Source organism: Mesorhizobium sp. 131-3-5, from assembly GCF_016756575.1.
Lineage (GTDB): Bacteria > Pseudomonadota > Alphaproteobacteria > Rhizobiales > Rhizobiaceae > Mesorhizobium > Mesorhizobium jarvisii.
Window position 1 is genome coordinate 115,415 of record NZ_AP023254.1, and the last position, 24,099, is coordinate 139,513.

Genomic DNA, 24,099 nt, shown 5'->3' on the forward strand with positions numbered 1-24,099 from the left:
GTGGCGGCAAAATATTTCAAGCCTGAAATAGCTTCGCCTCGCCGCCGTTTGCGGATATGAGTTTGGGCCAGACGACAAAGGGGATCGGCATGAGCGAATTCCGCCAGAAATGCATCGGCAAGGCAAACCTCGTCGGTTCGTTTGCCGCCATTCCCCATCCGGTCGCTGTCGAGGTGATGGCACTGTCCGGTCTCGACTTCCTTTGCATCGACTGGGAGCATGCGCAGATCTCGCGCGACATGATCGAGACCATGGTCCGCGCGGCCGACGTGCATCGCGTGCCGGTGATGGTGCGCGTTCCCGGCCATGCACCGGAAGCCATCCAGGCGGCGCTGGACAGCGGCGCGCAAGGCGTTCTGGTGCCGCGCGTCTCGACCGCTGCCCAGGCCGAAGCAGCCGTGAAGGCCTCGCGCTATCCGCCGCTGGGCGAGCGTGGCGTCGGGCCTGGCCGGGCCGCCGGCTATGGCTATCGCATTCCCGAATATCTTGCCGGCGCCAACGACAGGACCGTCGTCGCGGTCCAGGTCGAGACCGCGGAGGGGTTGGCCAACATCGATGCGATCGCGGCCGTCGACGGCGTCGACGTGATCTTCGTCGGCCCCGGCGACCTTTCGGTGTCGATCGACGCGATCGGACAGCAAGGCGCCGACAAGCTCAATGTAGCGATCCGGACGATCATTGCTGCCACGATCGCCCATGGAAAGACATCAGGCATATTTTGCGCCAGCCCACAGACCATCGGCCGGTGGGCAGGCCTCGGCGCGAGTTTCTTCGTGCTGGCCAGCGACACGATGTTTCTGGGCGCCGGCGCCGCGGCCAACGCTGCCGCGGCGCGCGACGAATTGGCATAGACACGCTCGGCCAGACAAAAGGCGTATCGCTGGAGCAACACGCAAGCCAAGCTTTTTAAGCTTAAAACTTTCACCTTGAAATGCGCCCCACTTTGGATAAGCATTCAAGATCGATGACGGCGGCCGTGCCACAGGGGTTACCGGCCAATCCATCGTGGTGCTTTGGGGGGTTCAGTCCTTGTCGTTCATGCTGCCCCAGTCATCATCCAGCGCACGCTGTGCTTCCGACGGCGGGCGCCGCCAGATCCGTGATCCGCAAACAGAGACCATCGCCAACCGCGCGCGCAGGTCGCTGCCATGAATTGACGCCCCGCTGGGAGGCGGGACGGCAAGAAACCGTGCGGGGCGAGCCCCGCCCGATCAACAACCAGAGGGGATACCCCAGAGGGAACACCATGAACCTGACACGTCGCAATCTCATCCTGCTCGCCGCTGCCATCGGCATTGCCGCCGGCCCCGCCACGGCTTATGCCGCCGATGTGCTCAATGTCGGCGCCTACCCGACCAATCCGCCCTTCGAGTACAAGAACGAGAGCGGCACTTTCGAGGGTTTTGAAGTCGACATCGTCAACGAAGCGGCCAAGCGCATCGGCATGACCACCGATATCGCCGATCTCGGCTTCCAGGCGCTGTTCGCGGCCACCACGTCGAAGCGCATCGACGTCGCCATCTCGTCGATCACCATCACGGCCGAGCGGCTGAAGTCGCAGTCTTTCACCCAGCCCTATTATGATTCCGACATGGGCATTGCCACCAAGACCGACAGCGCTGTTAACACCGAAGCCGACCTCAAGGGCAAGATCGTCGGCGTGCTGTCCGGCTCGACCGGCGAGACCTGGGTCAAGGCGCATCAGGAAGCCGACGGCTTCAGCGATGTGAAGGGCTATGACACACAGCAGAACCTTTTGCTCGACCTCAGCGCCGGCCGCGTCGACGCTGCCGTCAGCGACATTCCGGGCATGGAATACTCCTTCACCAAGATGAAGGATCTGAAGGTCAAGCAGCGCATCAAGACCGGCGAACAGTACGGCCTGATGATGACCAAGGACCATCCGCTGCTCGGCAAGCTCAACGACGCGCTGACCGCGATGAAGAAGGACGGCACGCTGGCCGCGATCCACAAGAAATGGTTCGGCAGCGACGCGCCGGCCGATTCCTCGACCGTCAAGGAAATGCCGCTGCCGAAGGCCTGAGCGGAGATGAACTGAAATCGTGCTGGCTTTCCAGGCCGGCACGATTCATTTCCTGCTCCGGCGCCGCTGCCGCGCGGACCGTCTCGCCATGGCGAGGTCGATTGGTCTTAACTTTGAGCACCCCTGGCTTTGGGGTTCGGGAACGCTCCCATGTCGCTGATCGACACCTTCTTCAATCCCGATGTCATCATGTCCAGCCTGCCGGCGCTGCTGCGCGGCTTCCTGAACACGCTGCTGCTTGGCATTTTGAGCATCGGCATCGGCATCCCCATCGGCCTGGTGATCAGCCTGCTGCGGCTCTATGCGCCGAAGCCGGTGCGCTGGCTGGCGGTCGGCTACACCGACATTTTTCGCGCGCTGCCGGTGCTGGTGGTGCTGATCCTGATCTATTACGCGCTGCCCTTCCTCGGCATCCGCCTGTCGTCCTGGGCGTCCGCCGTGACGGCCTTCGCCTTCATCATGTCGGCCTATTCGGCCGAAGTGTTCCGCTCCGGTATCGAAAGCATTCCGAAAGGCCAGTTTGAGGCGTCGCAGGCGCTTGGCCTACCGTTCCTCTTGACCTTGCGCAAGGTCGTGCTGCCGCAGGCGATCCGCGTGGTCATCCCGCCGATGACCAGCAATTGCGTCTCGATGTTCAAGGACACCTCGCTCGCCTCGACCGTGGCGTTGCCGGAACTCCTGAAGGAAGCGACCAACGCCCAGTCGCTCTACGCCAACCCCTCGCCGCTGATCGGCGCCGCACTGGTCTATCTCATTTTCCTTTGGCCGATGGTGCGCCTCGTCAGCCTGCTTGAAGACCGCTTCAAGACCGAGAAGGCGCGCTGACCTCGCCAACCGATCTCCACCCGCCAAATTCTTCGCAGGAGCGTAACCCGTGAACAAGCACCAGACCGACAATGCGAACGCCTCAGCGTTCCCCGTCGACACTATCCGCGCCATGTTTCCCGCCCTGCAGCGGGCCGGCGATTTCATCTTCATGGACAATGCCGCCGGCGCGCAGATCCCGCAAAGCGTGCTCGACGCGGTGACCAACCATCTGGTTTCGCACAATGTGCAGCGTGGCGGCCGCTATGGCCGCAGCGTCACCGTCGATCAGTCCGTCGCCGACGCCCGGACAAGCGTGGCGCTGCTGATCAATGCCTATAGCCCGGCGGAAATCTGCTTCGGCATGAACGCCACCTCGTTCATCCGGCTCGTCAGCCTCGGCATCGGCCAGATGCTCGCCAAAGACATGGATGGGGGGCGAGACGAGATCATCATCACCGACATGGACCATGACGCCAACATCGCCACCTGGCTGGCGCTGGAATCCGTCGGCGCCAAGTTCAAATGGTGGCGCATGCGCGAGGACGGCAATCTGCATGTCGATGATCTGCGCCCACTGGTTTCCGAGCGCACCCGCCTCGTCGCCTGCACGGTGACGGCGCATTCGATCGGCTCGATCGTCGATGTCGCCTCGGTGGCCGAGATCGCGCATGCAGCCGGCGCGGAAGTGTTCCTCGACTGCGTGCATTACGGTCCGCACGGGCTGATCGACGTGCAGGCCTGGGATTGCGACTATCTCGTCTGCTCCGGCTACAAGAATTTCTCGCCGCATATGGGTTTTCTCTGGGGCCGCTTCGAAACGCTCAAGCGGCTGCCGACCTTCCGCGAGGATTTCATCCCCGACGAACCGCCCTACAAGGTCGAGGCGGGCACCTTCATCTACGAGAATGTCTCGGGCATGGATGCCGCCGTGCAGTATCTGGAACTGATCGGCCGCAATCTGGCTCCATCCAACAACCGCTCGCGGCGCGAAAACATCGTCGCCGGCATGGGCGCCATCCGCGACTATGAGCTGCTTCTGGCGCGCGAGATGCTTGCCGTGCTGAAAGGTTGCGGCGCGACCATCTACGGTGTTGCTGATGAAGCCCGCATCAACGAGCGCGTGCCGACCTTCTGCTTCAACATCGGCAGACTGTCACCGCAGCGGATCGTCGAGGAAATGGCCGAGATGCAGATCGGCATCCGCGACGGCCACATGTATGCGCCGCGGCTGATGAAGCGCCTCAATTTGTCGATGGACAGCGGCGCCATCCGCGCCTCGCTGGTGCACTACAACACGGTCGAGGAAGTGCACAAATTCGGCGAGGCGTTGCGTGCGATTATCGCCAGGCTGTCCTGATCGATGAAGGTGGCCTGATGGCTGCGGCCAGCAGTCTCAGGCCGCCGCCTTCTTCTTCGCCAATCTCGCCTTGATCGAGGCGACGTCGGCGCGCGGCGTCGCGGCGAACAGCGTCTTGGTGTAGCTGTGCTTGGGGTCGGAAAAGACCTCTTCGCGCGAGCCATATTCGACCGCTTCGCCGAAATACATCACCATCACGTCGTCGGCGATGTAGCGCACCACGGACAGATCGTGGCTGATGAAGACATAGGTCAGCTGGAACTCGTCCTGCAGGTCGGCGAGCAGGTTGAGCACCTGCGCCTGCACAGACAGATCAAGCGCGGAGACCGGCTCGTCCAGCACCAGCAGGCTGGGGTTCAGCATCAGCGCACGGGCAATGGCGATACGCTGGCGCTGGCCGCCGGAAAACATATGCGGATAGCGATTGTAGTGCTCAGGCCCGAGACCCACCTTCTTCAGCATCTTCATGGCGAGGTCGCGCCGTTCCTCGGCCGGCTTGTCGGTGTTGATCAGCAGCGGTTCGCCCAGCACGTCGCCGATCTTCTGGCGCGGGTTGAGCGAGCCGTACGGGTTCTGGAAGACAATCTGGACCTTGCGGCGCATCTCCTTGGTCAATCCGCCCCTGGCGATGTCGACCTTGTTGCCGTCGATGAACAGTTCGCCGGAAGTCGCGGGATCGATCAGCGTGATGATGCGGGCAAGCGTCGACTTGCCGCAGCCGCTTTCACCGACGATGGCCAGCGTCTTGCCCTTGTCGACACTGAAGGAAACGCCCTTGACCGCATGCACGGTGCGCTGCGCGCGAAACAGCCCGCCGCCGACATGGTAGTCGCGCACGATATTCTTGCCTTCGACGACCTTGATGCTCATGCGGCGGCTCCCGAGGGCGCCGGCTCGAACAGCATGTCGGAGACGGTCGGCAGCCGGTCGCCCACGGCATTCTCCGGCAGCGCCGACAAAAGCGCGCGGGTGTAATTGCTCATCGGCGATTCAAACAGCGACAGCACGTCGGCCTCTTCCATCTTGCGGCCCTTGTACTGGACGATGACGCGATCGGCGGTCTCGGCCACCACGCCCATATTGTGGGTGATCATGATCAGGCCCATGCCGTATTTGGCCTGCAGCGAGACCAGGAGATCGAGGATCTGCTTCTGGATGGTGACGTCGAGCGCGGTGGTCGGCTCGTCAGCGATCAAAAGCTTTGGATTGCAGGCAATGGCAATGGCGATCATGACGCGCTGGCATTGGCCGCCCGACATTTGGTGCGGGAACGAGTTCAGCCGTTCCGCCGGCTCGGCAATGCCGACCTGCGTGAGGAGTTCGATGGCGCGCTCCCGGCGCTGCGCACCGTCCATGCCCATATGGAAACGCAGCACCTCCTCGATCTGGAAGCCGACGGTGAAGCAGGGATTGAGGCTGGCCATCGGCTCCTGGAAGATCATAGACATGTCCTTGCCGACGATCTTGCGCCGCTCGGCAGCGCTCAGCTTCAGCAGATCGCGGCCATTGAAGCTCATGCGGTCGGCGGTGACCTTGGCGGTCCATGGCAAAAGGCCCATCACCGCCAGCATCGAGACCGACTTGCCGGAACCGGATTCGCCGACGATCGCCAGCACTTCGCGCTCGTCGACATGCAAGGAAACGCCATCGACCGCCCGGAACATACCTGATGCGGTCTGGAATTCGACGACGAGGTTCTGGATGTCCAACAGCGCCATCACGACCTCCTCAATTTCGGATCGAGCGCATCGCGCAGACCGTCGCCGATCAGATTGATGGCAAGCACGGTGATCAGGATCGCCAGGCCTGGTAAGGTCACCACCCACCAGGCGCGCAGGATGAATTCACGCGCCGAGGCGAGCATCGTGCCCCATTCGGGCGTCGGCGGCTGGGCACCGAGGCCGAGGAAGCCGAGGGCGGCCGCTTCGAGGATGGCGTTGGAGAAAGACAAGGTGCCCTGGACGATCAGCGGTCCCAGGCAATTGGGCAGGATAGTGCGAAGCATCAGCCTGAGATGCCCGGCGCCGGCGACCTTCGCCGCCACGACATATTCGCGGCTCTTCTCCGCCATCACCGCGGCGCGCACAAGGCGCGCGAAATGCGGCTGCAGCACGAGCGCGATGGCCAGCATCGCATTGAACAGGCCGGGACCGAGGATGGTGACCATCACCAGCGCCAGCAACAGCGACGGGAAGGCCAGGATGAGGTCCATGACGCGCATGATCGCCACGTCGACCCAGCCGCGGAAATAGCCGGCCAGCAGGCCGAGCGTGATGCCGCCGATGAGCGCCAGCGAGACCACGACCGCGCCGATCAGCAGCGAGAAGCGCGCGCCATAGAGCAGGCGCGAAAGGATGTCGCGCCCGACCGGATCGGTGCCGAGCAGATATTGCGAGCTGCCGCCTGCCTGCCATGCAGGCGGCCGCAAGAATGCGGTCTTGTCCTGGATGTCTGGCGCGTAGGGGGCCAGCAGCGGCGCAAAGAGCGCCGCCAGCACCAAAAGGACGAAGACGAACAGGCCTATAACGGCGCCCCGGTTCACCGAGAAATAATACCAGAAGGTCCTGAGACCGGTGAGGCGATCCGGGTTGCCGGCGGCCATCGGCGCGATTTCGGTCGACTGGCTCATCACGCCGCCCTTATGCGTGGGTTGATAACGGCATAGAGCACGTCAACGATCAGATTCACGGCCATGACGATAAGCGCAATCAACAGCAGGCCAGACTGCACGACAACATAATCGCGCTTGGATATGGATTCGACCATCCACCTGCCGATGCCCGGCCACGAGAAGATCGTTTCGGTAAGGATGGCGCCGGCGAGCAGCGTGCTAACCTGCAGGCCGATGGTGGTGACCACCGGGATGAGTGCGTTGCGCAGAGCATGCACACCGATGACTCGGGCCGACGAGAGGCCTTTGGCTCGGGCAGTCCGTACATAATCCTCGCCCAGCACTTCAAGCATGGCGGAGCGCGTCTGGCGCGCTATCACCGCCAGCGGAATGGTACCGAGCACAATTGTCGGCAGCACCAGATGGCGCAATACCGAGCGGAATGCATCCCATTTGCCGTAGAGCAAGGTGTCGATGGTCATGAAACCGGTGATCGGCTTGAAGAAGTACTGCAGGTCGATGCGGCCATTGACCGGCGTCCAGCCGAGGTAACCGGAGAAGAAGATGATCAGCAGCAGGCCCCACCAGAAGATCGGCATGGAATAGCCGACGAGCGCGGTGCCCATCAGCGACTGATCGAACCAGGAGCCGCGCTTGACCGCCGCGAAGATGCCGGCCGGAATGCCCAGTACCATGGCGAAGATCATGGCAAAGAACGACAGTTCCAGCGTCGCAGGGAAGAGCGTCTTGAACTCTTCGAGCACCGGGCGCTTGGACGAAATCGAGACGCCGAAATCGCCGGTCACGACCTCACCGACATAGCGTGTGTATTGCTGCCAGATCGGCAGATTGTAGCCGAACTGCTCCTTCAGCTCTTCATAACGCGCCGGCGCCACACCGTGTTCACCGGCCATGGCAAGAATAGGATCGCCGGGCAGCAGCCTGACGAACGCAAAGGCGCAGATCGTGATGCCGACAAGCGTCGGGATCAAAAGTGCAATTCGGTGGAGGATATATTTTAGCATGATGTAGGGGGGCGGCGCTTCATTGCGCCGCCCCGCTCTATAGTCTTATTCGGCCTTGTCAACGCCGTCGAAGCGGTGAATGCCGAGCGGATCCATCTTGAAACCGCTGACATTGTTGCGCACGACCGCGTAGACTTGGCTGTGGACCAGCAGGAAGGCGGGCGCTTCCTTTGCGAAGATCACCTGCGCCTGTTCGTAGAGCTTGGTGCGCTCGGCCTGGTCGCTGGTCTTCTTGGCTTTCTGGATCAGATCCTCGAAGTCCTTGTCGCACCAGCTGGAGTAGTTCGAGACGCCGATGGCGGAGCAGGCGAACAGGGTGGCGAAGAAGTTGTCCGGATCGCCATTGTCGCCGGTCCAGCCGATCTGGAACGCACCGGGACGGTCCTTCTTCTTGCCTTCCGAGCGATACTTGGTCCACTCGTAGTTGACGATCTCCGCCTTGACACCGACCTTGGCCCAGTCGGCCTGGATCAGTTCGGCGGCGCGCTGGAAGTTCGGGTTGTACGGGCGAACGCGGTCGGATGCCCAGAGCTGGATTTCCTTCAGGCCGGCGTCGGCCAGCACCTTCTTGGCCGCTTCCGGATTGTAGGCGTCGGTCTTCACATCCTTGTTCCACGACCACATGGTCGGCGGGATCAGGTTTTCGGCAGGCGTGGCGCCTGCATCCTGGAACAGCGACTTGATCAGCGATTCCCGATCGATCGCCTGGTTGAGCGCATGGCGCACCTCAGGCTTGTCGAGCGGCGGGATGGTGGTGTTGTAGCTCATATAGCCGATGTTCAGGCCGGCCTGATCCATCAGGGTCACGTCCTTGTTGGCCTTGATGGTGGCGATGTCGGCCGGGTTCGGATAGGGCGCGATGTCGCATTCCCCGGCGAGCACCTTCTGGGTGCGGGCGGTGGCGTCAGGCGTGATGGCGAAGACGAGATCGTCGATCTTTTCCTTGCCCTTGAAATAATCCGGGTGAGCCGCGTAGCGGATGACCGAATCCAGCTGGTAGTCGACGAACTGGAACGGACCAGTGCCGATCGGCTTGGTCGAGAAATCGGCCATCTTGCCGGACTTCTCCAGCTGGTCGGCATATTCCTTCGACACGATCGAGGCGAAGTCCATGCCAAGGTTGGCCAGCATCGGCGCGTTCGGCTCGGTCAGCGTCAGCTTGACGGTAAGGTCATCGACCTTTTCCCACTTGGCGACGTATTTCGGCATGTCCATGCCGGTGTAGTAGTCCCAGGTCAGGTTCGGCAGATACTTGTCGCCGTTCCAGGGGTTCGCCTTGTTGAACTGGCGATCAAAGGAGAAAACGACGTCGTCGGCGTTGAGGTCACGCGTCGGCTTGAAATAGTCGGTGGTCTGGAACTTGACGCCCGGATGCAGGTGGAAAGTGTAGACCAAGCCGTCGTCGGAAATCTCCCACTTGTCGGCAAGGCCGGGCTCGACTTCGGTGCCGCCATGCTTGAATTCGACCAGACGCGAATAGACGGTACGCGACGAGGCATCGAAGTCGTTGCCGCCGGTCGTGGTACCCGGATCAAAATTGGCAGGCGACGCTTCCGAGCAATAGACGAGCGTCTTTGCATTGGCCATGCCGCTCAGTACGCTTGCGGCCAGCAAAGCGGCCGCAAAAGCGAGTTTCTTTTTCATTGAGCACTCCCTGATGTTCTTCCAAGCCCCTCTATCAGGCTCGCGAAGCGCGCATATAAGCACCGTTTTTCCGGCTTTGGAACACCCCGTTTGCTTACCCCTCGGGAAGCAGGAAAAAAATCTGCCATTTTGCTAAATGGCAGAAAAAATTAGCAGTTTTTTCCACTCACGAGATTATTAACGACCGCATTTTTTTATTGATCTGGCATATGGCGACATGGCCGCCGCGTCCGCCCTCATCCGATCATCGATGCGGAAAGATGCCGGTTCCAAGTGTCGCCGGCGGGAAAGATTTTCGACGGCAAATCTTTCGGCGCCCTGCCGCAAGGGCAAGACTTGCACCGCCGCCGATAGAGGCAATACATAGATGGATATGCTGGCGGCACGGAGGACGCCTCTGTCAATTCGGAGGCGGGCGCGGCATAGGCGACCGAAACGGGCGAACAGGAATTGTCGAGGAGGAACGGGTGGCAAAAGCATCAAAGGCGCCGGTGAAAGCGTCGGCAAAGGCAGTCTCGAAACCAGCCGCCGCCGACGATCAAGGTAAAGCTGGTGCCAAGGCCTCGACCGCCAGCACAGGCGCAAGACCTGCCAAGGCGGCACAGGCAGCCACCGCCAAGGCCGTTGCGAAGCCGGCGGCAAAAGCCGCCCCGGCAAAGACCTCAGCGACGAAGACTTCTCCGGCGAAGACCCCTGCAAAGGCTTCTCCCACAAAGACCGGGGCAGCGAAGGCCGCATCGCCAGCGAAGGCAGCGTCGACATCGAAACCGGCGGCAGCTGACACCAAGCGGTTGCCGAAGGCGCTCACGGAACTTGCCGCAGGCCTGCCCGAAAAGCCTTGGCTCAAGAGCTATCCGAAAAATGTTCCGGCCGAGATCGGTGCGTTGCCCTACAGTTCGATCGGCGATTTCCTGGTCGCCGCCTGCAAGCAGTTTTCCGCCCAGCCGGCCTTCACCTGCATGGACAAATCCATCAGCTATGCCGATGTCGAGCAGTTGTCGGCGGCCTTCGGTGCCTATCTGCAATCGAAGGGGCTGCAAAAGGGTGCGCGCGTCGCCATCATGATGCCTAACGTTCTGCAATATCCGGTGGCGATGATGGGCATCCTGCGCGCCGGCTATGTCGTGGTAAACATCAATCCGCTTTACACGCCGCGCGAGCTGGAGCACCAGCTCAAGGATTCCGGCGCGCAAGCCATCGTCATCCTGGAAAACTTCGCCAACACCTTGCAGGCGGTAGTCTCCAGGACCGCGGTCAAGCATGTCGTGGTGGCGGCCATGGGCGACATGCTTGGCGGCATCAAGGGCACGATCGTCAACTTCGTCGTGCGCCGCGTGAAGAAAATGGTGCCGGCATGGTCGCTGCCCGGGCATGTCAAGTTCAACGCGGCGATGAAGGCTGGCGCCGGCCTTGGCTTCAAGCCGGCCAAGGTTGCGGCCGACGATGTCGCCTTCCTGCAATATACGGGCGGCACCACGGGCGTGTCGAAAGGCGCCACGCTGCTGCACAGCAATGTGCTCTCCAATGTCGTGCAGAACGCGCAGTGGATGGAAGACGCCTATACGATCAAGCCGAAGCCCGCACACCCGAACTTCATCTGCGCGCTGCCGCTCTATCATATCTTCGCGCTGACGGTGAACGCGCTGATGGGCATGCAGCAAGGCGCTCGCAACGTGCTCATTCCCAATCCGCGCGATATCCCGGGCTTCGTCAAGGAACTCCAGAAGTATCCGGTCCACATCTTTCCCGGCCTCAACACGCTGTTCAACGCGCTGCTCAACAATGAGGACTTCCGCAAACTCGACTTCAAGCCGCTGGTGCTGACGCTTGGCGGCGGCATGGCGGTGCAGAAGGGCGTCGCCGAGCGCTGGAAGGCTTTGACCGGTTGCCCTGTCACTGAGGGCTACGGCCTCTCGGAAACGTCACCGGTGGCGACGGCCAACAAGTTCAGTTCCGGTGACTTCACCGGCACGATCGGCCTGCCGCTGCCCTCGACAGAAATCGCCATCCGCGACGATGACGGCAACAATTTGCCGCTGGGCGAGGTCGGCGAAATCTGCATCAGGGGACCGCAGGTGATGGCGGGGTACTGGAACCGGCCTGACGAGACCGCCAAGGTGATGACCAAGGACGGCTACTTCAAGTCCGGCGACATGGGCTTCATGGACGAGCGCGGCTACACCAAGATCGTCGACCGCAAGAAGGACATGATCCTGGTCTCGGGCTTCAACGTCTATCCGAACGAACTCGAGGAGGTCGTGGCCATGCATCCAGGCGTGCTCGAAGTCGCGGCGATCGGCGTGCCGGACGAGCATTCGGGCGAAGTGCCGAAGCTGTTCATCGTCAAGAAGGATCCGGCCCTGACCGTGGAAGCCATCACCGCTTTTTGCCGCGAGAACCTGACCGGCTACAAGCGGCCCAAATATATCGAGTTCAGGACCGAATTGCCGAAGACGCCGGTCGGCAAGATCCTGCGGCGGGCATTGCGCGCCTGATGCACATCGCCCAAAAGTGACCTCGGTTTTGGGAGAACGACATGCACCAAAACAAAGAGCTGAAGCGCAGCGCGCTTTAGCGAGGGGCCACCCCTTCGGCGACGAGGGACCAAGCAAGGACTTGCCAAACCGCCCGCGCCTCGACCCGGCGGAATTCATCAAGGCGAACATGCGCCTTGTTCCTGTACCGGCGCTTCCCGAAATCCGGTTCTACACCGCCCATCCGGGCAGCGGATTGAGACGCCTCGTCGATCCTGAAGACGATATTGATGCGGACGACGATGCGCCAGAACCGCAGCCGCCCTACTGGGCCTATGCGTGGGCCGGCGGCGCGGTGCTGGCGCGCCACATCCTCGACAATCCGATGACCGTGGCGGGCCGTCGCGTGCTGGACCTGGGGGCGGGTTCGGGCATTGTCGGCATTGCCGCCGCCAAGGCCGGCGCAAGCGAGGTGATCGCCGCCGAGATCGACCGCAACGGTGTTGCCGCTATCGGCCTCAACGCGGCGGCCAACGGCGTCGAGATCACGATCGTCCACCAGGATATCACCACGGGGCCGCCGCCGGCCGTCGACCTCGTGCTTGCAGGCGACGTGTTCTACGGCCACGAGGTTGCCCTACGGGTTACCCCGTTCCTCGATCGCTGTTTGGCAGCCGGCATCGAGGTGCTGGTCGGCGATCCGCGTCGCCATGACCTGCCGCTGGCCCGGCTGCGACTGCTCGCCGAACATCAGGTGCCGGATTTCGGTGACGCGAAAGATGCCACGCTGAAGCCGAGCGGCGTCTTTCGTTTCGAGGCCGAGACCGCGCTGGCGGGAGCGATCAAACCGTCTCCTTGACCCGCGTCGACAGGAAATCCGGCAGGTCGGCGACGGAATCGAGAACGACGTCGGCAATGCCGGCCAGCGATTCGCGCGTGCCGGTGCCGGAGAGCACGCCCACCGCCAGGCCGCAGGCGCCGGCGCGCGCCATTTCGAGATCGTGGCGGTTGTCGCCCACCATGGCGATCTCCGCTGGCTTCAGGCCGGTGAGGTCGCAAAAGGCCTGGATGGTGTCGGGCGCGGGTTTGGGATTGGCCACCGCGTCATAGCCATAGGCGGCGTCGAACAGCTGGGCGACGCCCAGCGTGACCAAGGTCTTTTCCGCGCCGCTGGTGGAATCGTTGGTGGCGACGCCAAGCCGGTAGGATCTTTTGTGCAGCACCGCCAAGGTATCGACGATGCCCGGCAGCGCCACCGCCATCGCCGAGCCCTGCACCGAGGTGATCTCGTTGAAGCGGGCTACGGCCAGCATCTGGTCTTCGTCGGACAGACGCGGGAACCACAGCTCGACGACATCCATGTTGGTGCCCGAGGCAAAGATCGAATCGGGCTTGAAGCGCCGGCTGGCGAAATCGAAGCCGGCGGCCGCAAGCAGCCTGTCGGCCTTCCAGCGGTCGCCATCAGCGGCATCCATGGCCATGAAATCGGCGACGCCGAGCCAGGTCGCGTTGAAGTCGACAAGTGTCCCGTCCTTGTCGAACAATATACCCTTGATGTCTGCCAAATCAGTCACTCCGAACCGCGCAATTGGTGGATGCGTTCCACAAGGCCCCTGGTCGAGGCGTCCCGGTTTGCGGCGCTTTCCTTGCCTTCCACGACAGGCAGCAGGCCGGTCGCCAGCTCCTTGCCGAGCTCGACGCCCCACTGGTCGAAGGAATTGATGTTGAACAGCGTGCCCTCGACGAAGACGCGGTGCTCATAGAGCGCGATCAGCCGCCCGAAAGTGCGCGGGTCGAGCTTGCGATAGAGGATGGTCACCGAAGGCCGGTTGCCGGAGAAGACACGATGCGGCGCAATCTTGTCGACGTCGGCCGGCTTCATGCCCTTGGCCAGCATCTGCGCGCGCGCCTCGTCCAGCGTGCGGCCCTTCATCAGCGCTTCGGACTGCGCCAGGCAATTGGCGAGCAGCAAATCATGCTGGTGCTTGAGCTCCGGCTCATGGCCGACAGCCGCGGCCAGGAACTCGACCGGGATGAAGTCGGTGCCCTGGTGCAAGAGCTGGAAGAAGGCGTGCTGGCCATTGGTGCCCGGCTCGCCCCAGACCAGCGGCCCGGTCGGTGTCGCCACGGGCGTGCCGTCAAGGGTGACGCCCTTGCCGTTCGATTCCATGTCGAGCTGCTGCAGATAGGCCGGCAGCCGGGACAGGCGCTGGTCATAGGGGATGACCGCGCGGGCCGGATAGCCGCAGATCACGCGATGCCACCAGCCGACCAGCCCGAGAAGCGCCGGCAGGTTCCCGGCGAGCGGGGTGGTGCGGAAATGCTCGTCCATCTCGTGCGCGCCGTCGAGGAAGGCGCGAAAATTTCGCGGGCCGACGGCGATCATGACGGGCAGGCCGATCGCGCCCCAGACCGAATAACGGCCGCCGACCCAGTCCCAGAAACCGAAGACGCGGTTTTGCTCGATGCCGAACTTGGCCACCAGGTCGAGTGCCGTCGAAACAGCGGCGAAATGCTTACCGACCGCCTGCTTGCCGAGTGCCTTCTGCACCCAGTCGCGCGCCGTCTGCGCGTTGGTCATCGTCTCGACCGTGGTGAAGGTCTTGGAGGCGATGATGAACAGCGTGGTTTCGGCCGACAGGCCCTTCAGCGTGTCGTGGATGTGGGCGCCGTCTATGTTGGACACATAATGCGCGCGTGGCCCGTCATGATATGGCGCCAGCGCCAGCGTCGCCATAGCCGGGCCGAGGTCGGAGCCGCCAATGCCGATGTTGACGATGTCGGTGATCTTCTTGCCGGTGGCGCCAAGAGCCTTGCCTGAACGGATGGCATCAGCGAAGGCGCCCATCGCGTCGAGCACGGAAATGACGTCGGCCTTGACGTCCTGGCCGTCGACCGTGACGCCCTTGCCGCTGAGATTGCGCAGCGCCGTGTGCAGCACGGCGCGGTCCTCGGTGATGTTGATCTTCTTGCCGGCGAACATGGCGGCGCGGCGACCCTCGAGATCGGCGGCGCCGGCGAGCTTCTCCAGCAAGTCCATGGTGACGGCATCGACGGCGCATTTCGACCAGTCGAGCAAAAGGTCACCATCGGTGGCGGAGAATGTCTGGAAACGCTGTGGATCGGCGGCGAAGGCCTGGCGCATGCTCGCAGGTGCCGCGGTGCGATGATCGCGCAAGGCGGCGAGCTGTTTCTGGAAGGCTGACTTATCCAATGGCGGGGAGCTCCTGGCGTTTTTCGACATACTTTATCAGACCGGATGTTTCCGGCGCGTGTCGTCGCGACAAACCTATTGAGCCGAATTCCGTGCGGTCAATACGCGGCGATGCCGCATCGCATCACGATGCGATGACACTATGTGTCACTTCGGGCGGCCGCAGAGCCCAATTTTGGCTGAAGGATCACTGGCATAAATCCCAAAGATCAGAAAAATTGATTGGCGCAACCCCTTGTGCCACCCATACACTCGACTGGTCCAGCCAAATGAAAATGGCTGGCCATCCGAGGAAGATTTCCCATGCCACAGCGCAACGACACGGCCATATGGTCCGGCCTGTTCCGGATTTCGGCCGAATCCGGCCAAACCCTGCAGGCGCAGATCCGCCAGGCCATCGTGGCCGCCATTCTCGACCGGCAGATCGCCGCTTCGATGCCGCTTCCCTCCTGCCGGATCCTGGCCGAGAAGCTGGGCGTCGCACGCGGGACGGTGGTGCTGGCCTTCCAGCAGCTCGTCGACCAGGGGTTCCTGGTGGCGCGCGAGCGGCGCGGCCATTTCGTCAACCCCGACGTGCTGGCAACACCGGCCAAGCCGCACCAGAAGGCGCCCGACCAGGCCAATGAGATCGACTGGAAGGCACGCCGGCAGATCGCCGCCAGCGACATGCCGCCGCCGGCCAAGCACGAGAACTGGATCAAGTCGTCCTACCCCTTCGTCTACGGCCAGTTCGACCCGGCGCTGTTCCCGACCGCCGAATGGCGCGAGTGCAACCGCATGGCGCTGGCCGTGCTCGAAATCCGCAACTGGGCGTCCGACATGGTCGATCGCGACGATCCGCTGCTGATCGAGCAGATCCAGGCGCGGCTCTTGCCCCGGCGCGGCATCTTCGCCAATCCCGACGAGATCATCGTCACGCTTGGCGCCCAGAACGCGCTCTACATGCTGGCTTCGCTGCTGATGACCAAGGGCTCGAAGGTGGCGATGGAGGACCCGGGCTACCCCGACGCACGCTCGATCTTCCGGCTTGCGGGCGCCGACATCCAGCCGGTGCCGGTCGACCAGTCCGGCATCGTAACCTCTTCTATCCCCAATGATTCCGGCTTCGTCTTCGTCACGCCCAGCCATCATTGCCCGACCATGGTGCCGTTGTCGGCCGAGCGGCGGCAGGAGCTTCTGGCGCGTGCCAACCGGCACAACCAGATCATCATCGAGGACGGCTATGACAGCCAGCTTCTCGACGAGGCGCCGCAGCAGGCGCTGAAGAGCCTCGATCGTTCCGGCCGCGTCGTCTATGTCGGCTCGATGTCGAAGACGCTGGCCCCGGGCCTGCGGCTTGGCTACATCGTGGCCTCTGCTGGACTAATCTCGGAACTGAGGGCGCTGCGCCGCTTCATGCTGCGCCATCCGCCGGCCAACAACCAGCGTGCCGTGGCGCTCTTCCTGTCGCTCGGCCATCACGAGGCCTTGGTGCGGCGCCTGTCGAGCGCCTTCGACGAGCGGCGCAAGCGTCTGGTCCATGCGATTTCCGCTTTCCTGCCGGAATGGCGCTCGACCGACTCGGCCGGCGGCACGTCGCTCTGGCTCGAAGGCCCGCGCGGCACCGATTCCCGCGGTTTGGCCGAGGCCGCGGCCTCGCGCAGCGTCATCATCGAGCCGGGAGACCGCTTCTTCGACCGCACCGAAAAGCCTTCGCGTTTCATGCGTTTGGGCATTTCCTCGATCGCGCTGCAGCACATCGAGCCAGGCATCCGGGAACTGGCCACCGCCGCCGGGCGCAGGCCCGCCGCCGCCTGATCCACTTATCCGATCCTTTTGACCGGGGCCGCCCGATCGCGGCCCCGTTTCCTTTAGCGCTGGCATATGCAACCAGACCGGCTGGCTCATGGTCTGGGCCAATGCCGGCGGCATAGTCGTGGCACAAAGGGGAAGAAGCAGCCGATGGTGGACCAACCGCCGCCCTGTTTCCGAGAAAAGGTGGAGTGCCTCCATGTCTGTGGTTCTTGAAAAGCAGGAAGCGGCGGCGGATCAGCGCTCGCGCCGCTCCGGTGGACGCGAAGCGCGCCGTGCCATGCGGGCAGCGCCGCTCGCCGACGACATCAGGCCGGTGCGCGCCGGCCTCGAGGGCGGCAGCTACGGACCGCTGCGCGGCAACGACCAGGAGCGCATCCACGAGGCGGTGCTGACGCTGCTGGAGACGGTCGGCTTCGCCAATGCCATCCCCTCTTGCATCGAGGCGCTGACCAAGGCCGGCGCCACCTATGGCGACGATGGCCGCATCCGTTTCCCGCGCGCCCTGGTGCTCGATACGATCAAAAAAGCGGCACGCAATTTCACCTTGCACGGCCAGGATCCGAAACACGATATGGTGATCCAGGGCAAGCGCGTGCACTACGGCACGGCTGGCGCCGCCGTGCATCTGGTCGATGTCGAGAAGCGCGAATACCGCGAATCGCTGCTGCAGGACATCTATGACGCCGCCCGCATCGTCGACGGGCTCGACAACATCCATTTCTTCCAGCGGCCGATGGTGCCGCGCGACATTCCCGATCCGCTCGAAATGGACTTCAACACGCTCTATGCCTGCGTGATGGGTACGTCCAAGCATGTCGGCACCTCGTTCACGGTGCGCGAGAACGTGCAGCCGGCGCTGGAAATGCTCTATGCCATTGCCGGCGGGGAGGAGAATTTCCGCGCCCGGCCGTTCGTGTCGAACTCCAACTGCTTCGTCGTGCCGCCGATGAAATTCGCCGAGGATGCCTGCGGCGTGCTCGAGGCCTGCGTCGAAGGCGGCATCCCGATCCTGCTTTTGTCGGCCGGCCAGGCCGGCGCGACCGCGCCGGCGGCGATTGCCGGCGCCGTGGTGCAGGCAGTGGCCGAAGTGCTGGCCGGTCTGGTCTATGTCAACGCCATCAAGCCGGGGCATCCGGCAATCTTCGGCACATGGCCGTTCGTGTCGGACCTACGGACCGGCGCCATGTCGGGCGGCTCGGCCGAACAGGCGGTGCTGACCGCGGCCTGCGCGCAGATGGCGCAGTTCTACGATCTGCCGGGTGGCTCGGCCGCCGGCATGACGGATTCGAAACTGCCCGACATCCAGTCCGGCTACGAAAAAGGCATCACCGACGTGATGGCCGGCTTGGCCGGGCTCAACCTCGTCTATGAATCGGCCGGCATGCATGCCTCGCTGCTCGGCTTCTGCCTGGAAAGCCTGATCATCGACAATGACATGCTCGGCCATTGCCTGCGCTGCGTGCGCGGCATCGAGGTGACAGACGAAGCGCTGTCGATCGACACCATCGCCGAAGTCTGCCTGAATGGGCCTGGCCACTATCTCGGCAACGAGCAGACGCTGCGGCTGATGCAGACGGAGTATTTCTACCCGGCCGTCGGCGACCGATTTTCGCCGAAGGAATGGAACGAGAAGGGCCGTCCCGACATATTGCAGCGCGCGATCATCGAGAAGAAGCGCATCCTTGCCGAACGCTTCCCGCGCCATGTGCCAAAACTGCTCGACGAAAAACTGCGCGCCCGCTTCGGCGACATGATCAAGCTGCCGCGCGCCAATATGGGCGGGTAGCCGGTTTGCGGACCGGCACCATCGCCTGAAAATCAACATGCCCTAGTCGGCGCCCAGACCGTAGCGCTCGACGACCTCGGCATTGATCAGCTTGGCGTGCAGAGCCATCAGCACGATCTGCGCGTCGAAACTGTCGCCGGCTTCCACCGCGGCCTCGATCCGGCGTTCGACGTCCTGCCGCTGCTGCAAACCTTGCGAGCTTTCGAAGGTTTCCGGACCGGCGATGCAATAGCTGAACAGCAGCGCCACGTCCGGATAGGCCTGTGGCGGCGGCTCGTCCGGCCAGCGATCCTTCATCAGATTGACGATTGTGAGCTTCACGCCCTCCGGCACGAGGGCGGGGTGCAGGTCGGCGCCGCGCAAGGCGGAATCGAGCTGCCTCAGATCACCCGAGCGGCCGAACATGCCGAGAAAGCCGAGGGAAGAGCGTCGTTGCGCCATGATGTTCCAATCCGTTTCCAACCACTTAAGTGGTCGGGAAGCGGAATACAAAGCGGGCTGGCATCTAGCCACTTACCGCCAGCAGCAAGACACCGGCAAGGGCCGATCCAGCGAGCGTCGGCAGCATGCCGATCTTCAGCTTCAGGATGGCGATCATCGCGGCCAAGGACAGCAGCGCCGCGCGCCAGTCGATCGACGCAAGCACCGGCACATTCATGCCGAGGCTCATTGCGTGCACCTCACGGAAGACGACGTGCAAGGCAAACCACAAAGCGAGATTCATGATGACGCCGACAACAGCGGCGGTGATCGCGCCGAGCGCCGCCGACAAGGCCCTGTTGCCGCGCAAGGCCTCGATATAGGGCGCGCCAAGGAATATCCAGAAGAAGCACGGCGTGAAGGTCACCCACAGGGTCAGCAGCGCTCCGAGCGATCCGCCAAGCAATGGGTTCAGTGACCCGGAGTGACGGAACGCGGCGATGAAGCCGACAAACTGCAGCACCAGGATGAGCGGGCCGGGCGTGGTCTCGGCAAGTCCGAGACCATCAACCATTTCACCGGGAGCCAGCCAGCCGAATGACTGGACGGCGGCCTGCGCGACATAGGCCAGCACCGCATAGGCGCCGCCGAAGGTGACGACCGCCATCAGGCTGAAGAACCGGCCTATCTCGGTCCACACACTGGCAGAGCCGGTGAACCACCAGATCAGGAGGACCGGTCCGAGCCAAATCGGCAGCCAGATCGCGACAGTGCGCGGCGCATGCCATCTGGTCGGTTTGACATGGGACAGTTCGCCGCGCTCGAACATCAGGTCGACGGCGCCCTTGATATCAGGACCATCATCCTTGCCGTGCGCCGAACCGGAGAAGAGACCCGGAGCGAGGCGGTCTCCCAGCCATCCTGTCAGGCCGGCGAGCAGGATGATCAGCGGGAACGGCACATTCAACGCGTAGATTGCGATGAAGGCCGCGACCGCGATCGACACCATGGCCGGGTTTTTCAGGGCGCGCCGTCCGATGCGGATCACCGCCTCGATGACGATGGCAAGCACCGCCGCCTTCACCCCGAGGAAAAGCGCCTCGACGAGCGGAATGTCGCCATAGAGCACGTAGAGGCTGCTCAGGATCAGCATGACGAGCGCGCCGGGCACGACGAACAGGATGCCGGCGACAAGACCGCCGATCGTCCTGTGCAGCAGCCAGCCGATATAGATGGCAAGTTGCTGGGCTTCCGGGCCAGGCAAAAGCATGCAGTAGTTCAGCGCATGCAGGAAACGCTGTTCACCGATCCAGCGCCGTTCCTCGACCAGTTCCCTGTGCATCAGGGCGATCTGCCCGGCCGGCCCGCCGAAGCTGAGCAGTCCGATCTTCGCCCAGACCTTGACGGCTTCGGCAAAGGTCGGCACAGCCGGCGCCTCGACGTTCCCCGACCCATGTGCAGGCACAACGGCGCTCATGACGGTTTACCCGCGCTGGGCCAATTGTGCGTTTCCTCGGTGGCATCGCGGCACCAGCGGAAGAACGCATCGTAGAGCAGCATGCCTGCTTCCAGTTGTTCCAGATCGTCGCGAAACATCCGCGACAGGCCAAGCGAAGCAGCCAGAAAGCCGGCGGCCTGGGGCGCCAGATCGAGCCTTGCGGTGTCGGCCGCGCGCACGATCGCGGCGAGGCGGTCGAGTGCGGTGGATTCCAGCCCGAATTCCTCGATCATCGTATCGAAGGTGCAGCGTTCACCACGATGGCTCCAGAACACATTGTCGATGTCGAACGGCACGGCCTGAAAGCGGTCGGCGACAGCCGGCACTTCGGCTGCCTCGACAAACAGGAAGACCGCATGAGGATCGACGAAACGCCGGATCAGCCAGGGGCAAGCGATGCGGTCGACCTTCGGGCGTGCCCGCGTCACCCATACGGTATGGCCCTTTTCGTCGCGCGGTGGCAATTTGTCGGTGCTGACCAAAAGCCCGTCTGCCTCGCGCCAGGCTTCGAAACCCCCTTCAAGGGATTCGGCGGGAATCCCCTCATGACGCAGCCATGCGGCGACACCTTGCGAGAGCTTCAGGCCTTTCTGGCAGACGACCGCCACAGGCTGGCCGGCGAAATCGGGCGCCCAGGTCGGAACGGTTTTGAAATCGCGCCGGATCGAGGCCGGCAGCAGGCGCGGATCGGCGTCGAAATCCTCATCGATGCGAACATCGACGATTACCGGGGCTCCCGGCAGGCCGACCAGACGAGACAGTTGCGATACGGTGATAGCGGTTGTTGACGGCATGGCGTCCACCTCCTGATAGAGAAGCCTGGACGCGAACGTTGGGCTGACGCCTCACGGGGTCGTCGCGATGCACCCCTTGGCCACAATGGTGGATTTGTTGCGAGCGCTTGTCAAGGATCGTGACCGGCCTCGACCGGGACAAACCACACAGAACTGAAAACGGCGGCGGCGGCCCGATTGACCAGGCCGCCGCCGATTCAGCGTCAGTGATTGTCCCCGGAGCAATCAGTGATTGTCCCTGGGCACGCCCCTGGTGTGCGCGACATCCTGGTATTTCACCGCCGGCTTCAACACCATGCCCTGGTCGAACTGGTCGACCATGCCGCGCTGGATTTCCTGCCACGGCGTCTGGTGCTGCGGATAGTGGTAGCCGCCATTGCCCTGCAGCGCCGCGCGCCGCTTGGCGATCTCTTCGTCGCTGACCAGGATGTTGGCGGTGCCCTTGTTCAGGTCGATGCGGACGCGATCACCTGTCTTGAGCAGCGCCAGTCCGCCGCCAATGGCAGCCTCCGGCGAGGCGTTGAGAATCGACGGCGAGCCCGACGTGCCCGACTGGCGGCCGTCGCCGATGCAGGCCAGCGCATGGATGCCCTTCTTGATGAGGTATGCCGGCGGCTGCATGTTGACGACCTCGGCGCCACCGGGATAGCCGACCGGGCCGGCGCCGCGCATGAACAGGATCGTGTGTTCGTCGATGCCTTGCGCCGGATCGTCGATGCGGGCGTGGTAATCCTCCGGCCCGTCAAAGACCATGGCGTTGCCTTCGAAAGCTTCCGGGTCCTTCGGATTGGAGAGGTAGCGCTCGCGGAATTCCGGCGAGATGCCGCTGGTTTTCATGATCGCCGAATCGAACAGGTTGCCGCTGAGGTTGATGAAGCCGGCATTGACCTTCAGCGGCTTGTCGACGCTGCGGATGACATCGGCGTTTTCGACCACCGCCGCCTTGCAATTGTCGCCGATCGACTTGCCATTGGCCGTCAGGGCATCGGGATGCGGCAACAGCCCGCCCTTCATCAGCTCGGCCACTACGGCCGGCACGCCGCCGGCGTGATGATAATCCTCGCCGAGATACTCGCCCGTCGGCTGCAGATTGACGAGGAGCGGCACCTTGAGGCCGATCTCCTGCCAGTCATCATTGTCGAGCTGCACGCCGAGATGGCGGGCAATGGCGTTGAGATGGATCGGCGCGTTGGTCGAGCCGCCGATCGCCGAATTGACGACGATGGCATTCTCGAAGGCCTTGCGCGTCATGATGTCCGACGGTTTCAAATCCTCATGCACCATGTCGACGATGCGCTTGCCCGTCTCGTAGGCGATCTGCCCGCGCTCGCGGTAAGGGGCCGGGATGGCGGCCGAGCCCGGCAGCTGCATGCCGAGCGCTTCTGCCAGCGAATTCATCGTGGTGGCGGTGCCCATCGTGTTGCAGTAGCCGGTGGAGGGCGCCGAGGAGGCGACGATATCCATGAACTCGTCATAGTCGATCTCGCCGGCCGACAGGCGCTGGCGCGATTCCCAGACGATGGTGCCGGAGCCGGTGCGCTTGCCCTTGTGCCAGCCGTTGAGCATCGGGCCGACCGACAGGGCGATGGCCGGGATGTTGACGGTGGCCGCCGCCATGAGCAGCGCCGGCGTCGTCTTGTCGCAACCGATGGTCAGCACGACGCCGTCGAGCGGGTAGCCGTAGAGCACCTCGACGAGGCCTAGATAGGCAAGGTTGCGGTCAAGGGCCGCGGTCGGGCGCTTGCCGGTCTCCTGGATCGGATGGCATGGGAATTCGAAGGGAATGCCGCCCATCGAGACGATGCCTTCGCGCACGCGCTTGGCGAGCTCGATATGGTGTCGGTTGCAGGGCGACAGATCCGAGCCGGTCTGGGCGATGCCGATCAGCGGCTTGCCCGACATCAGTTCGGCGCGCGTCAGCCCGTAATTCAGGTATCGCTCAAGATAGAGCGCCGTCATGCCGGGGTTGTCAGGGTTGTCGAACCACTCCTGCGAGCGGAATTTTTTCTTCTTGGTGGGGGCGCCGGCCATCACGGTCTCCGTATTTGTATGACAAATCGATATGACAACGCGTCAATGCAAGCAAGGGGCACACGCGTTCCCAACCCGCACTTTGGTGCGATAGACACAACAGCACCTCTGCGCTAGGGCTTCAAACCATTGTTTCCGGGAGGTTCTTGATGGCTTTGGTGATCGAAGGCGAGGAACGCATTGCCGCACCCCTGCAAAAAGTCTGGGAAGCGCTGAACGATCCCGAGGTTTTAAAGGCGACCATTCCCGGTTGCCAGAGCCTCGACATGAAGTCGCCGACCGAGATGGCCGCGACGGTGGTGCTGAAGATCGGGCCTATCAAGGCCACCTTCAACGGCGAAGTGACGCTGAAAAATCTCAAGCCGCCGCATTCCTACACCATCCAGGGCGAAGGCAAGGGCGGCATTGCCGGCTTCGCCAAGGGCGGCGCCGACGTGACGCTGACCGAGGATGGGCCGGATGCCACGGTGCTCAAATACGCGGCCAAGGCCGATGTCGGCGGCAAGATTGCCCAGCTCGGCAGCCGGCTGATCGAGTCGACGTCGAAAAAACTGGCCGGGCAGTTCTTTTCGAGTTTCGGCGAGAAGGTCGGCGGCTGAC

General features: G+C 63.0%; 20 protein-coding genes. 9 read left to right on the forward strand and 11 right to left on the reverse strand.

Annotated features, from left to right (window positions below; all coding sequences use genetic code 11):
* The first annotated feature begins 89 nt into the window (after positions 1–89).
* From JG747_RS00545 to JG747_RS00560, 4 genes are all read left to right on the forward strand, one after another.
* Complete coding sequence (locus JG747_RS00545; RefSeq protein WP_202360948.1) at positions 90–851, forward strand: HpcH/HpaI aldolase family protein; 762 nt, start codon at positions 90–92, stop codon at positions 849–851.
* Positions 852–1,246: 395 nt separating this feature from the next.
* Positions 1,247–2,044 carry an ABC transporter substrate-binding protein gene (locus tag JG747_RS00550; protein WP_019862988.1) on the forward strand — a complete coding sequence of 266 codons (798 nt, stop codon included), beginning with the start codon at positions 1,247–1,249 and terminating at the stop codon, positions 2,042–2,044.
* A gap of 150 nt (positions 2,045–2,194) precedes the next feature.
* The gene (locus tag JG747_RS00555; protein ID WP_019862987.1) at positions 2,195–2,869 is read left to right on the forward strand and encodes an amino acid ABC transporter permease; all 675 of its coding nucleotides are present in this window, start codon (positions 2,195–2,197) and stop codon (positions 2,867–2,869) included.
* Positions 2,870–2,918: 49 nt separating this feature from the next.
* Positions 2,919–4,208, forward strand: a complete 1,290-nt coding sequence (locus JG747_RS00560; RefSeq protein WP_202360949.1) for a cysteine desulfurase-like protein — start codon at positions 2,919–2,921, stop codon at positions 4,206–4,208.
* A 36-nt stretch (positions 4,209–4,244) separates the two neighbouring features.
* Here JG747_RS00560 and JG747_RS00565 read toward each other — a convergent pair whose 3' ends face one another.
* Genes JG747_RS00565 through JG747_RS00585 form a run of 5 tightly spaced genes read right to left on the reverse strand, consistent with a single transcriptional unit; the run spans position 4,245 to position 9,488 of the window.
* The gene (locus JG747_RS00565; protein ID WP_038651943.1) at positions 4,245–5,078 is read right to left on the reverse strand and encodes a dipeptide ABC transporter ATP-binding protein; all 834 of its coding nucleotides are present in this window, start codon (positions 5,076–5,078) and stop codon (positions 4,245–4,247) included.
* The gene (locus tag JG747_RS00570) at positions 5,075–5,926 is read right to left on the reverse strand and encodes an ABC transporter ATP-binding protein (RefSeq protein ID WP_202360950.1); all 852 of its coding nucleotides are present in this window, start codon (positions 5,924–5,926) and stop codon (positions 5,075–5,077) included. The genes JG747_RS00565 and JG747_RS00570 overlap by 4 nt, the downstream gene beginning before the upstream one ends.
* A complete protein-coding gene (locus JG747_RS00575) occupies positions 5,926–6,837 on the reverse strand; it encodes an ABC transporter permease subunit (protein WP_202360951.1) in 912 nt (303 codons plus the stop codon). The genes JG747_RS00570 and JG747_RS00575 overlap by 1 nt, the downstream gene beginning before the upstream one ends.
* On the reverse strand, positions 6,837–7,844 hold the full coding sequence (locus JG747_RS00580) for an ABC transporter permease subunit (RefSeq protein ID WP_038651941.1): 1,008 nt from the start codon (positions 7,842–7,844) through the stop codon (positions 6,837–6,839). The genes JG747_RS00575 and JG747_RS00580 overlap by 1 nt, the downstream gene beginning before the upstream one ends.
* A 45-nt stretch (positions 7,845–7,889) precedes the next feature.
* A complete protein-coding gene (locus tag JG747_RS00585) occupies positions 7,890–9,488 on the reverse strand; it encodes an ABC transporter substrate-binding protein (protein WP_038651939.1) in 1,599 nt (532 codons plus the stop codon).
* A gap of 467 nt (positions 9,489–9,955) precedes the next feature.
* Here JG747_RS00585 and JG747_RS00590 point away from each other — a divergent pair, with 467 nt between their 5' ends.
* Positions 9,956–11,983, forward strand: a complete 2,028-nt coding sequence (locus tag JG747_RS00590) for a long-chain fatty acid--CoA ligase (RefSeq protein ID WP_202360952.1) — start codon at positions 9,956–9,958, stop codon at positions 11,981–11,983.
* A gap of 16 nt (positions 11,984–11,999) precedes the next feature.
* Complete coding sequence (locus tag JG747_RS00595; protein ID WP_244748310.1) at positions 12,000–12,821, forward strand: class I SAM-dependent methyltransferase; 822 nt, start codon at positions 12,000–12,002, stop codon at positions 12,819–12,821.
* Here JG747_RS00595 and JG747_RS00600 read toward each other — a convergent pair.
* Both JG747_RS00600 and pgi read right to left on the reverse strand, forming a co-directional pair.
* Complete coding sequence (locus tag JG747_RS00600; protein WP_027047706.1) at positions 12,805–13,527, reverse strand: HAD family hydrolase; 723 nt, start codon at positions 13,525–13,527, stop codon at positions 12,805–12,807. The two genes, JG747_RS00595 and JG747_RS00600, sit on opposite strands and share 17 nt — an antisense overlap.
* A gap of 5 nt (positions 13,528–13,532) precedes the next feature.
* Positions 13,533–15,176, reverse strand: a complete 1,644-nt coding sequence (gene pgi / locus JG747_RS00605) for a glucose-6-phosphate isomerase (protein ID WP_038651932.1) — start codon at positions 15,174–15,176, stop codon at positions 13,533–13,535.
* A gap of 303 nt (positions 15,177–15,479) precedes the next feature.
* Between pgi and pdxR the strand changes: the two genes are divergently transcribed.
* Positions 15,480–16,973 (forward strand): MocR-like pyridoxine biosynthesis transcription factor PdxR, encoded by a 1,494-nt coding sequence (gene pdxR / locus JG747_RS00610; protein WP_202360953.1) that lies wholly within the window; start codon positions 15,480–15,482, stop codon positions 16,971–16,973.
* Positions 16,974–17,166: 193 nt separating this feature from the next.
* On the forward strand, positions 17,167–18,756 hold the full coding sequence (locus JG747_RS00615; protein WP_027047705.1) for a trimethylamine methyltransferase family protein: 1,590 nt from the start codon (positions 17,167–17,169) through the stop codon (positions 18,754–18,756).
* Positions 18,757–18,798: 42 nt separating this feature from the next.
* On the opposite strand, the gene JG747_RS00620 is transcribed toward JG747_RS00615, so the two are convergent.
* The 4 genes from JG747_RS00620 to JG747_RS00635 form a co-directional block, all read right to left on the reverse strand.
* Positions 18,799–19,197, reverse strand: a complete 399-nt coding sequence (locus JG747_RS00620) for a hypothetical protein (protein WP_027047704.1) — start codon at positions 19,195–19,197, stop codon at positions 18,799–18,801.
* Between the two features lie 64 nt (positions 19,198–19,261).
* Positions 19,262–20,653, reverse strand: a complete 1,392-nt coding sequence (gene chrA, locus JG747_RS00625; RefSeq protein ID WP_019862972.1) for a chromate efflux transporter — start codon at positions 20,651–20,653, stop codon at positions 19,262–19,264.
* The gene (locus tag JG747_RS00630) at positions 20,650–21,468 is read right to left on the reverse strand and encodes a chromate resistance protein ChrB domain-containing protein (RefSeq protein ID WP_027047703.1); all 819 of its coding nucleotides are present in this window, start codon (positions 21,466–21,468) and stop codon (positions 20,650–20,652) included. Before JG747_RS00630 ends, chrA begins: the two co-directional genes overlap by 4 nt.
* A gap of 225 nt (positions 21,469–21,693) precedes the next feature.
* Complete coding sequence (locus JG747_RS00635; protein WP_019862970.1) at positions 21,694–23,499, reverse strand: IlvD/Edd family dehydratase; 1,806 nt, start codon at positions 23,497–23,499, stop codon at positions 21,694–21,696.
* Positions 23,500–23,648: 149 nt separating this feature from the next.
* On the opposite strand from JG747_RS00635, the gene JG747_RS00640 reads away from it, so the two are divergent.
* Positions 23,649–24,098: an SRPBCC family protein gene (locus JG747_RS00640; RefSeq protein WP_019862969.1), complete on the forward strand. Its 450-nt coding sequence runs from the start codon at positions 23,649–23,651 to the stop codon at positions 24,096–24,098.
* Position 24,099 lies beyond the last annotated feature (1 nt).

Bases quoted from the DNA above. Each gene is read 5' to 3' on its own strand.
- chrA (WP_019862972.1), bottom strand. From the start codon at position 20,653: ATGAGCGCCGTTGTGCCTGCACATGGGTCGGGGAACGTCGAGGCGCCG.
- JG747_RS00555 (WP_019862987.1), top strand. From the start codon at position 2,195: ATGTCGCTGATCGACACCTTCTTCAATCCCGATGTCATCATGTCCAGC.
- JG747_RS00570 (WP_202360950.1), bottom strand. From the start codon at position 5,926: ATGGCGCTGTTGGACATCCAGAACCTCGTCGTCGAATTCCAGACCGCA.
- pdxR (WP_202360953.1), top strand. From the start codon at position 15,480: ATGCCACAGCGCAACGACACGGCCATATGGTCCGGCCTGTTCCGGATT.
- JG747_RS00635 (WP_019862970.1), bottom strand. From the start codon at position 23,499: ATGGCCGGCGCCCCCACCAAGAAGAAAAAATTCCGCTCGCAGGAGTGG.
- JG747_RS00545 (WP_202360948.1), top strand. From the start codon at position 90: ATGAGCGAATTCCGCCAGAAATGCATCGGCAAGGCAAACCTCGTCGGT.
- JG747_RS00615 (WP_027047705.1), top strand. From the start codon at position 17,167: ATGTCTGTGGTTCTTGAAAAGCAGGAAGCGGCGGCGGATCAGCGCTCG.
- JG747_RS00620 (WP_027047704.1), bottom strand. From the start codon at position 19,197: ATGGCGCAACGACGCTCTTCCCTCGGCTTTCTCGGCATGTTCGGCCGC.
- JG747_RS00565 (WP_038651943.1), bottom strand. From the start codon at position 5,078: ATGAGCATCAAGGTCGTCGAAGGCAAGAATATCGTGCGCGACTACCAT.
- JG747_RS00550 (WP_019862988.1), top strand. From the start codon at position 1,247: ATGAACCTGACACGTCGCAATCTCATCCTGCTCGCCGCTGCCATCGGC.
- JG747_RS00640 (WP_019862969.1), top strand. From the start codon at position 23,649: ATGGCTTTGGTGATCGAAGGCGAGGAACGCATTGCCGCACCCCTGCAA.
- JG747_RS00585 (WP_038651939.1), bottom strand. From the start codon at position 9,488: ATGAAAAAGAAACTCGCTTTTGCGGCCGCTTTGCTGGCCGCAAGCGTA.
- JG747_RS00575 (WP_202360951.1), bottom strand. From the start codon at position 6,837: ATGAGCCAGTCGACCGAAATCGCGCCGATGGCCGCCGGCAACCCGGAT.
- JG747_RS00580 (WP_038651941.1), bottom strand. From the start codon at position 7,844: ATGCTAAAATATATCCTCCACCGAATTGCACTTTTGATCCCGACGCTT.
- JG747_RS00630 (WP_027047703.1), bottom strand. From the start codon at position 21,468: ATGCCGTCAACAACCGCTATCACCGTATCGCAACTGTCTCGTCTGGTC.